This window comes from Actinomycetospora sp. C-140 (assembly GCF_054796175.1).
Genome location: NZ_JBTWNF010000021.1, coordinates 1 through 14,339, shown reverse-complemented (window position 1 = coordinate 14,339; position 14,339 = coordinate 1). Strand labels below are relative to the sequence as shown.

General features: G+C 75.4%; 14 protein-coding genes. 5 read left to right on the top strand and 9 right to left on the bottom strand.

Annotation, left to right across the window (positions count from 1 at the left end):
- Positions 1-169: 169 nt before the first annotated feature.
- A complete protein-coding gene (locus tag ACR9E3_RS27330) occupies positions 170-550 on the top strand; it encodes a metalloregulator ArsR/SmtB family transcription factor (RefSeq protein WP_460383951.1) in 381 nt (126 codons plus the stop codon).
- Positions 540-1,277 carry a DUF899 family protein gene (locus ACR9E3_RS27325; RefSeq protein ID WP_460383950.1) on the top strand — a complete coding sequence of 246 codons (738 nt, stop codon included), beginning with the start codon at positions 540-542 and terminating at the stop codon, positions 1,275-1,277. The genes ACR9E3_RS27330 and ACR9E3_RS27325 overlap by 11 nt, the downstream gene beginning before the upstream one ends.
- A 6-nt stretch (positions 1,278-1,283) precedes the next feature.
- Here the strand turns inward: ACR9E3_RS27325 and ACR9E3_RS27320 are convergent, their stop codons facing one another.
- The 6 genes from ACR9E3_RS27320 to ACR9E3_RS27295 form a co-directional block, all read right to left on the bottom strand.
- Positions 1,284-2,207 carry a hypothetical protein gene (locus tag ACR9E3_RS27320; RefSeq protein ID WP_460383949.1) on the bottom strand — a complete coding sequence of 308 codons (924 nt, stop codon included), beginning with the start codon at positions 2,205-2,207 and terminating at the stop codon, positions 1,284-1,286.
- Positions 2,208-2,430: 223 nt separating this feature from the next.
- Positions 2,431-3,357, bottom strand: coding sequence for a phosphatidylinositol mannoside acyltransferase (locus tag ACR9E3_RS27315; protein WP_460383947.1), 927 nt, complete (start codon positions 3,355-3,357; stop codon positions 2,431-2,433).
- Positions 3,354-4,016, bottom strand: coding sequence for a phosphatidylinositol phosphate synthase (pgsA, locus tag ACR9E3_RS27310; RefSeq protein WP_460384107.1), 663 nt, complete (start codon positions 4,014-4,016; stop codon positions 3,354-3,356). Before pgsA ends, ACR9E3_RS27315 begins: the two co-directional genes overlap by 4 nt.
- On the bottom strand, positions 4,013-4,567 hold the full coding sequence (locus ACR9E3_RS27305) for an HIT family protein (protein ID WP_460383946.1): 555 nt from the start codon (positions 4,565-4,567) through the stop codon (positions 4,013-4,015). Before ACR9E3_RS27305 ends, pgsA begins: the two co-directional genes overlap by 4 nt.
- On the bottom strand, positions 4,567-6,624 hold the full coding sequence (gene thrS / locus ACR9E3_RS27300; protein ID WP_460383945.1) for a threonine--tRNA ligase: 2,058 nt from the start codon (positions 6,622-6,624) through the stop codon (positions 4,567-4,569). The genes ACR9E3_RS27305 and thrS overlap by 1 nt, the downstream gene beginning before the upstream one ends.
- Before the next feature lie 39 nt (positions 6,625-6,663).
- Positions 6,664-7,920, bottom strand: coding sequence for an alpha/beta hydrolase fold domain-containing protein (locus tag ACR9E3_RS27295; RefSeq protein WP_460383944.1), 1,257 nt, complete (start codon positions 7,918-7,920; stop codon positions 6,664-6,666).
- A 94-nt stretch (positions 7,921-8,014) separates the two neighbouring features.
- On the opposite strand from ACR9E3_RS27295, the gene ACR9E3_RS27290 reads away from it, so the two are divergent.
- The gene (locus tag ACR9E3_RS27290) at positions 8,015-9,226 is read left to right on the top strand and encodes a helix-turn-helix domain-containing protein (protein ID WP_460383943.1); all 1,212 of its coding nucleotides are present in this window, start codon (positions 8,015-8,017) and stop codon (positions 9,224-9,226) included.
- A gap of 10 nt (positions 9,227-9,236) precedes the next feature.
- Here the strand turns inward: ACR9E3_RS27290 and ACR9E3_RS27285 are convergent, their stop codons facing one another.
- The 3 genes from ACR9E3_RS27285 to ACR9E3_RS27275 form a co-directional block, all read right to left on the bottom strand.
- Entirely contained in the window at positions 9,237-10,391 is a 1,155-nt protein-coding gene (locus ACR9E3_RS27285; protein ID WP_460384106.1) for a fatty acid desaturase family protein, read from the bottom strand.
- A 357-nt stretch (positions 10,392-10,748) separates the two neighbouring features.
- The gene (locus ACR9E3_RS27280; protein WP_460383942.1) at positions 10,749-11,915 is read right to left on the bottom strand and encodes an iron-containing alcohol dehydrogenase family protein; all 1,167 of its coding nucleotides are present in this window, start codon (positions 11,913-11,915) and stop codon (positions 10,749-10,751) included.
- Between the two features lie 106 nt (positions 11,916-12,021).
- Positions 12,022-13,107 carry a mandelate racemase/muconate lactonizing enzyme family protein gene (locus ACR9E3_RS27275; RefSeq protein ID WP_460383941.1) on the bottom strand — a complete coding sequence of 362 codons (1,086 nt, stop codon included), beginning with the start codon at positions 13,105-13,107 and terminating at the stop codon, positions 12,022-12,024.
- Positions 13,108-13,179: 72 nt separating this feature from the next.
- On the opposite strand from ACR9E3_RS27275, the gene ACR9E3_RS27270 reads away from it, so the two are divergent.
- Entirely contained in the window at positions 13,180-13,632 is a 453-nt protein-coding gene (locus ACR9E3_RS27270; protein WP_460383940.1) for a hypothetical protein, read from the top strand.
- A complete protein-coding gene (locus ACR9E3_RS27265; protein ID WP_460383939.1) occupies positions 13,629-14,339 on the top strand; it encodes an IclR family transcriptional regulator in 711 nt (236 codons plus the stop codon). Before ACR9E3_RS27270 ends, ACR9E3_RS27265 begins: the two co-directional genes overlap by 4 nt.

Sequence of the window (14,339 nt, the reverse complement as noted above, 5' to 3'; positions counted from 1 at the left end):
GTGTGGTCCCGGTCACGCTTGCGCCGAACGGACGACGACACGAGGCGAACGCAGCATCCGATCCGCGAAGGCGCCCAGCGCGTGCTTGACGCAACTCTTGGGTTGCCATAGTTTCGCAACTCGCCAGTTGCTACTTGTGGGAGGTGCCGTGGGATTCCCGAGCGCATCGATGCCGCCTGACGGGGAGCCCGACGAGCTCGAGGCCGTCGCCGAACAGGTCTTCGTCGCGCTCGCCGACCCGACCCGCCGCGCCCTGCTGGCGGCCCTCGCCGCCGGGGGGCCCGCCACGGCCACCGACCTCGCCGAGCGTCTCCCGATCTCCCGCCAGGCGATCGCCAAGCACCTGGCGCTCCTCGGCGACGCGGGCCTCGTCGTTGCCGAGCCCGGCGAGCGGCGCCGCGTCCGGTTCCGGCTGCGCTCCGCACCGATGCGCGTGGCCCAGCGGTTCCTCGCCGCCCTCGCCCACGACTGGGACGACCGCCTCGACGGCCTCGTCGCCCATCTCGACCGCACGAACGATCCCGATCCAGGAGGACCTCATGACCGCTGAGACCCACTCCCCCGCGACGCCGGCAGCCCTGCCGCCCGTCGTCGACCGCGCGACCTGGCAGCAGGAGCGCGACGCCCTGCTGCTCCGCGAGAAGGCGCACACCCACGAGGGCGACGCGATCGCCGCCGCCCGCCGCCGGCTGCCGATGGTGGAGGTCGACGCCGCCGCTCCGCTCACGGACGCCGACGGCCCCACGACGCTGCTGGCGGCCTTCGAGGGCCGGACCCGGCTCGTCGCCTACGTGCACATGTGGCACGCGGGTCACCCGGCCGCCGACCAGTGCCCAGGGTGCACGTACTACAACTCCCAGGTCCGCGAGCTGGCCTACCTCCACGCCCGCGACGTCACGTACGCGACCTTCTGCCAGGGCCCCTACACCGAGAGCGTGGCGTACCACGACTTCCTCGGCCTCGAGAGCCCCTGGTACGCACTGGACGCCGCCGGCCAGGAGGCCCTCGGGCTCGACGGCGGCTTCGCGCTGCTGTGCTTCGTCCGCGACGGCGACCGCATCTTCGAGACCTACCGGACCCGGGGCCGCGGCGTGGAGGTCATGTCGCCGACCTACGGGCTGCTGGACATGACCGTGTACGGGCGCGGCGAGCCGTGGGAGGACTCCCCCGCCGGCTGGCCCCAGCCCCTCGTCGTCGACGGCGGCGACCTGCGGGCCGACGGCCGCCCGGCGGCCCAGTGGCCCCGGATCGCGGCCGGGCACACCCCGGCTCCCTGAGGGACCTCACGCCGCCGCGCCGTACACCCGCGGCGCCCGCGGTCGCGGCGGGAACCGGCCCCGCATGTCCGGGAGGTCGCGCCCCAGGCGCCGGTCCACCCGCGCGAGCAGGACCGCGATGCTCTCCACGATGTGCTCGACGCTGTGCGCGGGCTCCGCGCCGAACCTGGCGATCTGCCAGCCGCCCGCGATGAGGTGGCCGGCCCGGGCGAGCGACTCGTCCTCACCGCGGTCGACGAGCACACCCGAACGCGTGGCGGGCCAGGCGAGGTCCAGCGCGTCCCCCCAGGCGACCATGGGCGGCGGGAGCCGGGCGAGCAGCACCCCGAGCCGCACCCGGGTGCGTCGCGGCGTGTCCGACCAGGGCTCCAGCAGCGCGGCGACCGCGCGCACCCGCGCCATCCCGCGCTCGCCCGTGTGCCGGTCGGCCAGGGCGACGAGCTCCCGCGCCCCGAACCCGGTACGCCCGGCCAGCGCGTCGCCGACGACCACCGCCTCCACCGTCGGCAGCCGGCGCGCGACCTCGAGGACCGTGCGCGCGGGCGAGGTGAGGCGCAACGGTGGGTGGCCGGCTCCGTCCGGTTGCTCGACGACCTCGTCGATCGCGAGCGCGGCCTCGCGGACGTCGAGCCCGGCCCGGGATCGTGTCCCGGAGGTCGGGACGAGGACCTCCGTCGCCGCACCGGCCCGCCCGACGTCGGCGACGGCCTCCTCGACCCCGTACAACAGCGCCGCCGCCGTGCCCGTGATCGCCCCGTCGAGATGCCGCACCATCGCCGTCCGAGCCGTCGTCCGCTGGTCCAGGGGCACGCCCGCCGCGACGTACACGTCGGGTCCCAGCGGGACGAAGTGCGGCCCCGCGAGGTCCCGCTTCCTCACCAGGCCCCGGGCGCGGGCCTCGGACCCCCGGAACGGTCGATCGAGCTCCATGTCGGGTTCGACGCAGCTCCCGTGCCTCCGGTTCCGTCGACCAGCAGCTCGGCGCCGCCGACGCCGCCGGCATGCTCTCCATCTCGATCTCCCGAGCCTGTCACCAGGACCGGTGTTCCTCCTGACACGCTCGGGAGATCGAACTGGTGAGCACCCGCGACCAGGGTCCGTGGCCCGTCGCCGGTCGACCCAACCGTCGAGCCGACCGAGGGCCGCGCGCCCCTCAGTCCTGGTCGTGCCAGACGCGCTGGAGCATGTGCCAGTCGGTGGGGTGCTCGGCGATGTCGGCGGCGAAGACGTCGGCGACGCGCTGGGTCGCCGCGGGCACGGCCGCGCGGTCGGGGACGTCGACCGGCGGGTGGATGCGGAAGCCCCAGCCCTCCTCGCCGGTGTCGGGGTCCTCGGTGAACCAGAGCCCCACGGGCAGCAGCGCGGCACCGGTGGCCGCGGCGAGGGACGCGGGACCCGGAGGCATCGAGGACGGCGCGCCGAAGAACGTGACGGGCACGCCGTGGGCCGAGAGATCCCGGTCGGCGACCAGGCACACGACGCGCCCCTCGCGCAGGGCGCGCACGAGCCCGCGGACCGGCGAGTCACCGCCCGTCATCGGCAGGATCTCCATGCCGAGCGACTCCCGGTAGGCCACGAAGCGCTCGTAGAGCGACTCCGGGCGCAGGCGCTCGGCGACGGTGGTGAAGCGGCCGGAGTGCGCGACGAGCCAGAGCCCGGCCATGTCCCAGTTGCCCGAGTGGGTCAGGGCCACGACCGCGCCGCGGCCGGTCGCGAGGGCGGCGTCGAGGTGCTCCTGACCCTCCACGTGGGGCCGGCGTACCAGCGCCTCGTGGTCCATCGCGGGCAGGCGGAAGGCCTCGCGCCAGTAGCGCGCGTAGGAGCGGAGGCCGGCCGCGGTGAGGGCGTCGAGCTCCGCGTCGTCGGCGTCGGGGCGGACGCGGGCGAGGTTGGCACGCAGGCGCCGCACCCCCCGGCCGCCCCGGCGCGCGGCGAGGTCGGCGCCGCGCGCGAAGGCCCAGCGCGCCGCCGGCTCGGGCACGGCGCGCACGAGCCGCCAGCCCGCGGCGTAGCCGAGGTCGCTCGCCCGCTCCCCCAGCGACTCCCCCGACGACGCTCCCGCCGGTGCCGTGGCCGTCACCCGGCGGCCTCCGGGTGGTCGGTCGCCGCCGGCCCGGTGACGCCCGTGGCCGCCCCGTACTGGTCGCGGGCGCTGCGCCACACCGCCAGGACGCGCTGGCCGACCGTGATGACCGAGCCCACCGTGAGCAGCCACAGCGCGACGTCGAGCGCGTAGGGCACGCCCAGCCCGGTGAGACCGCAGCCGGCGAGGCCGAGGATCAGGCGCTCGGCGCGCTCGACCAGCCCGCCGTCGGCGCGCAGGCCCGCGGCCTCGGCGCGCGCCTTGATGTAGGAGATCAGCTGGCCGGTGACCAGGCAGGTCAGGGCGAGGGCGGCGAGCAGGGGGCGGTCCGCCGTGAACGCCCACCACACGATGCCGGCGAACACGGCGCCGTCGACGAGGCGGTCACCGACGGAGTCGAGCACCCCGCCGAACGGGCTCGACACGCCGCGCGCGCGGGCCATCGCCCCGTCGAGCACGTCGAGCATCGCGAAGGCCCAGACGACCAGCGACGCGGCGAAGAGGTGCCCGGTGGGGATCAGCAGCAGCGCGGAGGCCGTGGAGGCGACGGTCCCGACGATCGTGACGAAGTCCGGGTGCACCCCGCGGCGCACCAGCCACCCGGCGGTCGGCTCGATGCCGCCCTTCATCGCGGCCCGGGCCCACTCGTTGATCACGTGCGCCACGCCTCCGCGAGCCGGCCGCGGGTCTCGGCCAGCAGCTGCGGGATCACCTTGGTCTGGCCGACGACGGTGATGAAGTTGGCGTCGCCGCCCCAGCGGGGCACGACGTGCTGGTGCAGGTGGTCGGCGAGCGAGCCGCCCGCGACGTGCCCGAGGTTGATCCCGACGTTGAACCCGTGCGGCGCGGCCACCGACCGCAGCGCGCGCAGCGCCTGCTGGGTGACCGCGACGAGCTCGGCGGACTCCTCGACGTCGAGCTCGTCGAGCCCGGCGACGTGGCGGTAGGGCACGACCATGAGGTGGCCGGGGTTGTACGGGTGCAGGTTGAGCACCGCGTACGTGCGCACGCCGCGGTGGAGCAGGAGACCGTCCTCGTCGTCGAGGGTCGGGATGCGGCACAGCGGGCACTTCCCCGAAGCCTCGCCGGTGTCCGTCTCGCCGGCGATGTAGGCCATCCGGTGCGGCGCCCAGAGACGCCGGAAGCCGTCGGGGGTACCGGCACCCCAGAGCTCGTCGAGGTCCCCCGGCGCTGACTCCTCGGACATCAGGGCGTGAACACGTCCGCGTCCGGAGAGGAGTTCTCGCGGCGGCGGACCCAGTCGACGAGGGCAGCGACAGCCTCGTCCACCGGCACCCCGTTGCGCTGGGATCCGTCGCGGAACCGGAACGACACCGCGCCGGCGTCGGCGTCCTTCCCCCCGGCGAGCAGCAGGAAGGGCACCTTCTGCAGGGTGTGGTTGCGGATCTTCTTCTGCATGCGGTCGTCGGAGTCGTCGACCTCGACGCGCAGGCCCTCGGCCTTCAGTCGGGCGGCGATCTCCGCGACGTAGTCGGCCTGGTCGCCCGAGACCGGGATGCCGACGACCTGCACCGGCGCGAGCCAGGCCGGGAACGCACCGGCGTAGTGCTCGGTGAGCACCCCGAAGAAGCGCTCGATCGAGCCGAAGAGCGCCCGGTGGATCATGACCGGCCGCTGGCGGGACCCGTCCGGCGCCGTGTACTCGAGCTCGAACCGGTCCGGGAGCATGAGGTCGACCTGGATGGTCGACATCTGCCACGTGCGCCCGATGGCGTCCTTGGCCTGCACCGAGATCTTCGGCGCGTAGAACGCCGCGCCGCCCGGGTCGAGCACGAGGTCGAGCCCGGCGCCCTCGGCGACCTCGCGCAGGACCTCGGTCGCCTCCTCCCACGACTCGTCGGAGCCGATGGACTTCTCCGGGTTGCGGGTGGAGAGCTCGAGGTAGAAATCGTCGAGGCCGTAGTCGCGCAGCAGGTCGAGCACGAACTGCAGCAGGCTCGCGATCTCGCCCCGCATCTGATCGCGCGTGCAGTAGATGTGCGCGTCGTCCTGGGTGAAGCCCCGGGCCCGGGTCAGGCCGTGGACCACGCCGGACTTCTCGTACCGGTAGACCGTGCCGAACTCGAAGAGCCGTAGCGGCAGCTCCCGGTAGGACCGCCCGCGCGACCGGTAGATCAGGTTGTGCATCGGGCAGTTCATCGGCTTGAGGTAGTAGTCGATGGCCGGGCGCTTGACCGTCCCGTCCTCGGCCCGCTCCTCGTCGAGCTCCATCGGCGGGTACATGCCGTCCGCGTACCACTGCAGGTGGCCCGAGATCTCGAAGAGGTGGCCCTTGGTGGCGTGCGGGGTGTTGACGAACTCGTAGCCCGCCTCCGCGTGGCGCTGCCGGCTGTAGTCCTCGAGCTCCTTGCGGATGATCCCGCCCTTGGGGTGGAACACCGGGAGCCCCGAACCGATCTCGTCGGGGAAGCTGAACAGGTCGAGCTCGGCGCCGAGGCGGCGGTGGTCGCGCCGCTCGGCCTCGGCGACCCGCTCCAGGTGGGCGTCCTGCGCCTCCGCCGACTCCCACGCCGTGCCGTAGATGCGCTGGAGCGCCGCGTTGCGCTGGTCGCCGCGCCAGTACGCGGCCGACGAGCGCAGCAGCCGGAAGGCCGGGATGTAGCCGGTGGTCGGGATGTGCGGCCCGCGGCAGAGGTCGCCCCAGACGCGCTCACCGGTGTGGGCGTGCACGTTGTCGTAGGCCGTGAGGTCGCCCTCGCCGACCTCCATGATCTCGGCGTCGTTCTCGGCGCCGGCACCCTTGAGGTCGACCAGTTCGAGCTTGAACGGCTCGCCGGCCAGCTCCTCGCGGGCGGCGTCGAGGGAGGCGTACTCCCGGCGCACGAACCGCTGCTTCGCCTTGACGATCCTGCGCATCGCCTTCTCGAGGGCCTCGAGGTCCTCGGGCGTGAAGGGGCGGTCGACCGCGAAGTCGTAGTAGAAGCCGTCGGTGATCGGCGGGCCGATGCCGAGCTTCGCCTCGGGGAACAGCTGCTGCACCGCCTGGGCGAGGACGTGCGCCGCCGAGTGGCGGATCACGGCACGCCCGTCGTCCGTGTCGGCGGCGACGGGCTGGATCTCGGTGTGGCCCTCGGGCGACCAGGAGAGATCCCGGAGCGCGCCGTCCGCGTCGCGCACGACGACCACGGCCTGCGGGCCGGACGACGGGAGTCCCGCCTCGCGCACCGCCTGCCCGGCGGTGGTGCCGGCCGTCACCCGAACGCTGTCGAGGACGGCGGGCTGGGGCGCGGCGAGCGAGGACACGACGGATTCTCCCGAGGTCGAGCAGTGGACACCACGAGCCTATCGATCGTCGCCACCGGCCAGCCCCACCACCGCCTCCAGGAAGGCCGCGATCGCCCGCACCGTGACGAGGGTGCGCGCCGTGGGGACGAGGTCGAAGCCGTGCTGGGCGCGGGCGAGCTCGGCGTGCACCACCGGCGCCCGCGACACCGCCCGCAGCCGGGCGACGAAGGCCCGGGACTGGGCCGGGACGACGATCGCGTCGCCGGTGCCGTGCAGCACCATGAACGGCGGCGCGCCGGGGTGGACCCGCGCCGAGGGAGAGGCCGCGACGTAGGGATGGGCGTCCTCGCCGAGCGCGTTCGGCATCATCGTCTCGGCGAGCAGCTCGTCGAGCGTGCCGCTGCCGTCGTCGGTGGTGAGGTCGTAGATCCCGTAGAGGCACACGGCGGCGGCGACCCGGGTGTCGGCGTCGGTGAAGCCCGGCTGCCAGGCCCCGGGCGTCAGCGCCGCCAGGGCCGCGAGGTGGGCGCCGGACGACCCGCCCGTGATCGCGATGCGGGCCGGGTCGCCGCCGTGGCGCGCGATGTTCTCCCGCGCCCACGCGATCGCCCGCTTCACGTCGACGATCTGGGCGGGCCAGCGCTCGGCGGGTCCGAGCCGGTAGTCGACGCTCACGCACACCCAGCCGCGCCGGACCATGTGGGCCATCAGCGGGTGGGCGTCGGCGGCCTTGCTGCCCGACGACCAGGCCCCGCCGTGGATCTGCAGCAGCACCGGGGCGCGCGCGTCGTCCGGGAGCGAGGGGTGGCGCCAGACGTCGAGCAGGTTGGCGACGGGGTCCGGGCCGTAGGCGAGGTCGCGGGCCGAGGCGTAGCGCTGCCGGGCGAGCAGGGAGCCGAGGACGCGACCGCGGGCGGGGAGCTCGACGGGGCCGAGCTCGGCGCGCAGGGCGTCGGCGAGGCCCTCGACGTCGCGGCGGGCGCCCTGGTCGAGGACGAGGAGCACCCCGATGCCGGTGGCGGCGGCCGTGAGCCCGACCCGTCCCGCCGGGCTCCGGGCGGCCCCGCGGCGCACGGCGACCCCGGCCGCCGCCCCGACGAGCAGCGCCGTGGCCCGCGGGGTCTCGGTGGCCGTCGACGACAGCAGGCTGCCGAGCACCGCCGCCGGCCACCGGCGCGTCAGCGGCCGCAGGCCGGAGCCCGCGACCAGCAGCGCGAGCGTCCCGACCACCACCGACGACCGCGCGCCGGGCTCCCGGAGTGCGGTCCCGAGCGCCGCGAGCACGACACGGCATCCCCGCGCGGCCCGGTGCACCCGATCATTGTCGGCCCCGGGACCCCGCCGCGCGTCTCGGGTGCCGCGTCCCACGGAGCCTGGCGTCCGCCGCCGATCCTGCGACACTGGTCGTGTGAGCGACGGTGTGCGTGAGGTGACGGACGCGTCGCGACGTCACCCCTGGGCCGACGTGCCGGAGATGGCCCGGGCGCGGTTGCGGTCGGTGGTCCTGGGGACCGCCGACGAGATCATCGCGACCGTGCGGGCGGAGGTCGCCGAGTACGCGCTGTCGATGGACGGCGAGTTCGGCCGTCGCATCCGCCTCGGGGTCTCGGTGGCCCTGGACCAGTTCCTCGACCTGCTGGGCACCGACGACGCCCTGCCCGACACCGCCGTCTACTTCGAGCTCGGCCGGGTGGAGCACCGGCACGGGCGCACGATGGACGCCCTGCAGAGCGCCTACCGCATCGGCTCGCGGGTGCTCTGGCGACGGATCGCCGCCGAGAGCGACGGCCACGGCCTCGAGGCCGACGCCATCTTCCGGCTGGCCGAGGCCCTGTTCGCCTACATCGAGCAGCTCGCCGCGGCGTCGGTGTCGGGCTACGCCTACGAGCAGTCGATGGCCGCCGGGTCCCGCCAGGCCCGCCAGCACGCCCTGGTCGAGCGCCTGTGCCGCACGCCCGCCCCGGAGCTCCCCGAGCTCGAGGCGCTCGCCCGCGAGGCCGGCTGGCCGATGCCGAAGTCGCTCGCCGCGCTGGTCACGACGGAGGAGTCACTGGCCCTCGTCGGCCGGCGGATGCCGCCGGACGCCGCCGCCTCGGTGGTCGACCGGGTCGGCGTCGTGTTCGTCCCGGACCCGGACGCGCCCGGGCGCACCGACGCGCTCGCCGACGCCCTGCGCGGCACCACGACCGCCGTCCTCGGACCGACGGTCGGGCCCGAGCAGGTCCCGCGCACCGTCACGCGGGCGCGGGCGGCCTGGTCGCTGCACCTCGAGGGGCACCTGCCCGGCGAGGGCCTGGTCCGGGCCGACGACCACCTGCTCGTCCTGCTGCTGCACGCCGACGTGACCCTGACCGCGGACCTCGTCGCGCAGCGCCTGGAGCCGCTGCGGCGGATGACCGCCGCCGCGCGCGACCGCGCCGTGACGACGCTGACGGCCTGGCTCGACGCGCACGGCGACATCGCCGAGGCCGCCACCCGCCTGCACGTGCACCCACAGACCGTGCGCTACCGGCTCGCCCGCCTCAAGGAGGCGTTCGCGGGCGTCCTCGACGACCCGGCCGGCCGCCTGGAGGTCGCCCTCGCCCTCCGCGTGGGCGATCCCGCCGTCGCGGAGGGCTAGCGAGCGGCTCTCAGGCGGCGGCGGGGGTGGCCGCGGCGTCGAGGGACTCCGCACGCCGGCGACCGAACGGCAGGGCGCGCAGGCGCTGCTTCGCGGTGCGCTTGTGCCCGCCGGGGAACGACAGCCGCGCGATCTTCGCGAGCACGCCGCCGTACTGCTTCCACATCGGACCCGAGTGGTAGGGCAGGCCGTAGCGGCGGCACAGGTCGCGGATCTCGGGCGCGATCTTGCGGTAGCGCCGCGAGGGCATGTCCGGGAACAGGTGGTGCTCGATCTGGTGCGACAGGTTGCCGGTCATGATGTGCAGCAGCACCGAGCCGTCGATGTTCGCCGAGCCGAGCATCTGCCGGACGTACCACTCGGCCTGCGACTCGTTCTCCAGCCGCTCCTCGTCGAAGGTCTCGACCTCGACGGGGAAGTGCCCGCAGAAGATCACGGCGTGCGACCAGATGTTGCGGATCATGTTGGCGACCACGCTGCCCATGAGGGCGGGGACGAACGAGGGCCCGGACAGCGCCGGGAACACCACGAAGTCCTTGAGCGCCTGCTTGCCCGCCTTGCGGCCCATCGCCTTGAGCTCGGGGAGCTTGTCCTTCCAGGTGGCCTCGCCGCGCTGGATCTCGTCGAGCTCCAGGTCGAACGCCGCGATGCCCCACTCGAAGATCATCGCGAGGCCGGCGTTGGTGAACGTCTGGACCAGGTAGATCGGCTGCCACGGCTGCTCGGGGTCGACCCGCAGCACGTTGTAGCCGATGTCGCGGTCCTTGCCGTGCACGTTGGTGTACGTGTGGTGCAGGTAGTTGTGGGTCTGCTGCCAGCTGCGCGCCGTCGAGACGTGGTCCCACTCCCACGTCGTCGAGTTGATCTCCGGGTCGCGCATCCAGTCCCACTGCCCGTGCAGGACGTTGTGCCCGATCTCCATGTTCTCGAGGATCTTGGCCAGGGCGAGCGACGCGGTGCCGGCGAGGAACGCCGGCGGGAACATCGCGCCCAGCAGCAGGGCGCGCCCGGCCGCCTCGAAGCCGCGCTGGGAGCGGATGACGCGGCGGATGTAGCGCGCGTCGTCGTCGCCGAGCGTGGACATGACGCGGTCGCGGATGGCGTCGAGCTCCGCACCCAGCCGTTCGATGTCCTCGACGGAGAGGTGCTCGGTCGACGGGGTGATGTGCGCCGTGCTGGCGCCGGGGCGGCCGGGGCCGGTCGGCGTCTTGGCGTCGTTGATGCGGGTGACGTGCTCGGGGATGGTCTCGTCGAGGACGGTCACGCGGGGCCTCCTGCGGCGGTCCGGGGGGAGCGGCGGGCGCCGGACGTGCCGGCGAGCGCCCGCTGGTGGATCACGCTCCCGACCGTAGGTACCGCCGCGACGGTGGCTCTACGCGCGCAGCGAGGAGTCCGCGGGCAAACCTGTTGCATGACCACAAATCCGGGCGTACGGGCCCGGAGGTTCACATCGGGCGCACAGCTCTGTGCACAGTCGCGCGGTCACGGCTGACTGTCGTCACGGAGCGTCACCGATCGCCGGTCAGCACCTCCCCAGGAGCGCGACGACCTCCGCGACCGACGACGGGTGGCGCGGGGCGTTGCGGCTGACCGGGTCGGCGAGCGCGGTGCGGGCCAGGACCGTGTGGAGATCGGGCCCCGCGCCGAGGTCGGCGAGCGTCACGCGGGTGCCCACGCTCTCGAGCAGGCCGGCCAGCGCGTCCGGCAGCACCGAGGCCGCCGGCAGCCCCGCCGCCTCGGCCGCCCGTCCCCAGCCGGCGGCGTCGGCGTCGAGGGACCAGCCCACGACCTCGGGCAGCACGGCGGCGAGCGCGACGCCGTGCACCGCGCCGGTGTGCAGGCTCAGGGCGTGCGCGAGGCCGTGCACGAGCCCCAGCCCGCTGCGGGTGAGCGCCTGGCCCGCGAGGTGCGCGGCGACGAGCATCTCGGCGCGGGCGCGCGGGTCGCCCCCGTCCGCCACGGCGACCGGCAACCAGGCCCACGCCCGGCGCACAGCCTCGCCGGCGAAGGCCTCGGACATCGGGTCCCGGCCGCGCGAGGCGAGCGACTCGAGGCCGTGCACGAGGGCGTCCACCCCGGTGGCGGCCGTGGCCGGCGCCGGCAGGCCGCGGGTCAGCTCCGGGTCGAGCACCGCCACGCGGGGCACGACGCTCGCGTCGCCGCAGTAGACCTTCTGCCGCGAGGTGGGATCCTCCAGGACCCCGAAGCCGTTGGTCTCCGCGCCGGTGCCCGCCGTCGTCGGGACCGCCACGACCGGCAGCCCCGGCACCGGCGTCGCCCCGCTGCCGTCGGCCCGCGCCCCGGGCGTCGGGGCGAGCAGGGCGATGCCCTTGGCCGCGTCGAGGCTCGATCCGCCGCCGAGCGCGAGCACCGCGTCGAGCCCGAGGGCACGCGCGTGCTCGGCCCCGCGCTCGACGACGTCGACCGCCGGGTTGCCGGAGACGTCGTCGAAGACCTCGACGGCGACGCCCGCGGCGCCGAGCGGCCCGGTGACGGCGTCGACGACGCCCGCCGCGCGCAGGCCCCGGTCGGTCACCACCAGGACGCGGCGCGCGCCCAGCGCCCCGAGGTGACCGGGAATCCGGGCCACCGCGCCGGGCCCGAAGTCGACGGTCGGCCCGGGGCCGGACAGGAAGGCGGTGCCCGCGGCCACGCCGGCGCACGGGGACGTCGTGACGGGGCCGCTCATGGGCGCTCCTCCGGGAACTCGGCGGTGGACGGGTGGTGGGTGGCGGGCCCGGCTCCCGGGGGGTCAGGAGCCGGGCCCGCCGTCTGGGGGGCCGGGGTCGGGGTGCTCAGGCGAGCACGGCGCCCAGCCCGGGCGCGTCGGGGACGACCAGCATGCCGTCGGCGTCGGGACGCAGCGGCTCGGCGAGCAGGAAGTCGCGCCGTTCGGGAGTCCAGTGACCGGCCGGGTCGTCCGGGAACTCGAGGTAGGGCCCGGCGCCGACGCCCGCCGCGACGTGCAGGTTCGCGAGCAGCCCGAGCCCGTTCGTCCACGTGTGCGGGGTGAACCGGCGGTGCCGAGCGCGGGCGGCCTCGGCGAGCTGGCGGGCCCGCGTCATGCCCAGTGCGAGCACGACGTCGGCCTGGTAGACGTCCAGTGCGTCGGCCTCGAGCAGGGCGAGCGTGTGCGGCAGGGAGTCCAGCATCTCCCCCGCCGCGATCCGCAGCCCCGGGTTGTCCGCGCGCAGCAGGCGGTGCCCCGCGACGTCGGCGTAGGGCAGCGGCTCCTCCACCCAGGCGACGTCGTACTCGGCGAGCCGGCTCACGACCCGGCGGACGCGGGCGAGCTCGAGGGGTTCGGTGACGTCACCGGCCATCCGCCAGGCCTGGTTGAGGTCGACCATGATGTCCAGCCGGTCGCCCACCGCCGCCCGCATCGCGGCGACCGTGGCGACACCCTGGTCGAGCCGGCGCGGGTGTGCGCGGACCTTGACCGCACGGACGCCCTGCTCCACGAGCCGCACGGCGTCCTCGGCACGCCGGCCGGGGGGCTGCTCGGAGCACCACGACGCGTAGACCGGCAGGCGGTCGGTGACGCCGCCGAACAGCGTGGCGACCGGGAGGCCGGCGACCTGCCCCACGACGTCCCAGATCGCCGCCTCGAGCGGCCAGAACCGGCCGGCGTGGAAGCCGACGGACTCGATGCGCCGGACCTGGACCTCGGTGGCGAGCGGGTCGGTGCCCAGGAACAGCTCGCGGTGGGCGTCGAAGCCGGCCATCGTGTCGCCGGAGCCCACGCCGACGACGCCCTCGTCGGTCTCGACGCGCACGATCGTCGCGGCGAAGCGGGTGCGCGGCTCGGGGTCCCACGCGGCGTGGCACGGCGGGTCGAGCACCGTCTCGCGGTGCTCCAGACGGATGTCGGTGATCTTCATTCTCGGGCCTGTCTCCGGCGGCGGACCCGGTCAGTGAAGGTGCGGCGCGCCCCGTCGGCAAGAATGCGTGCGGTGAGCGCAAATCCGCTGGTGGGTGCGGTCCTGCTCGGTACCCACGCCGCCGCCGTGTGGTTCTGCGCGGGCCTGGTCTGGGTGATCCAGCTGTTCGTCTACCCCGGCTTCGCGACGATGCGCGAGGACGGCTGGACCGCCCTGCACGCCCGGCACGCCCGGTTGATGACGCGCCTGGTCACCGGTCCGTGGCTGGTGCAGGGCGTGACCTGCGCGGTGCTGCTGGTGTGGCGCCCGCCCGGCGTCCCGCTGGTCGCGGCGCTGGCCGCGGGGCTCTGCGGCGCGGTGACGGTCCTCGTGACGTTCGTGGCGTCGGTGCCCTGCCACGAGCGCCTGGCGCGGGGCTGGGACCCCGAGGCCCAGGCCCGTCTGACCCGGACCAACTGGTGGCGGACCGGGGCCTGGACCCTCGGCGGCCTCGTCGCGCTGGCGATGGTGGTGCTCGCGGCGTGAGCACGCCGCGCTCGGCCGGGCTGCGCCGCGACGTCGACCTGCTCGCCGCCCTCGCCGCGCCCGAGGCCCGGGCCGCCGGGCTCGGGGTGAGCCGGCTGGCGGCCCTGACCGGCCGGGAGACCTCCCAGGTGTCCCGCGCGCTCGCGGCGCTGGAGGACGAGGGCCTCGTGGAGCGCGACGACCGCTCGCGGCGCTACGCCCTGGGCTGGCGGCTCTACGCGCTCGCCGCCCGGACCGCCGAGGCGCGGCTCGTGCGCTCGGCGGGCCCGGCGCTCGTCGCGCTCGCCGCGCGCACCGGCGAGAACGCGCACCTCTGCCGCCTGCACGGCCTGCGCGTCGCCACCCTGCTCACCGCCGAGCCGGGCCAGGGCGCTCCGCGGGCGCGGTTCGACGTCGACGACATCCCCGCGGCCACCACGTCCACCGGCCGGGTGCTGCTCGCCGAGCGCGAGGGCGCCGCGGCCCGCGCGGTCGGCGCGGACCCGGAGGTGCTCGCCGCGGTGCGCGCGGCGGGCCATGCCGTGGTCGACGGCGAGTTCGATCCCGCCCTCGCCGGGGCCGCCGCGCCGGTCCGCGGGTTCCACGGCGGCGTCGTCGCCGCGCTCACCGTCTCCGGGCCGGCGGCCCGCCTGCGTCCCCACCTCGCGGCGCACGCGGCGGCGACCGTGGCGGTCGCCGCCGACCTGTCCGTGAGCATGGGGGCCTGA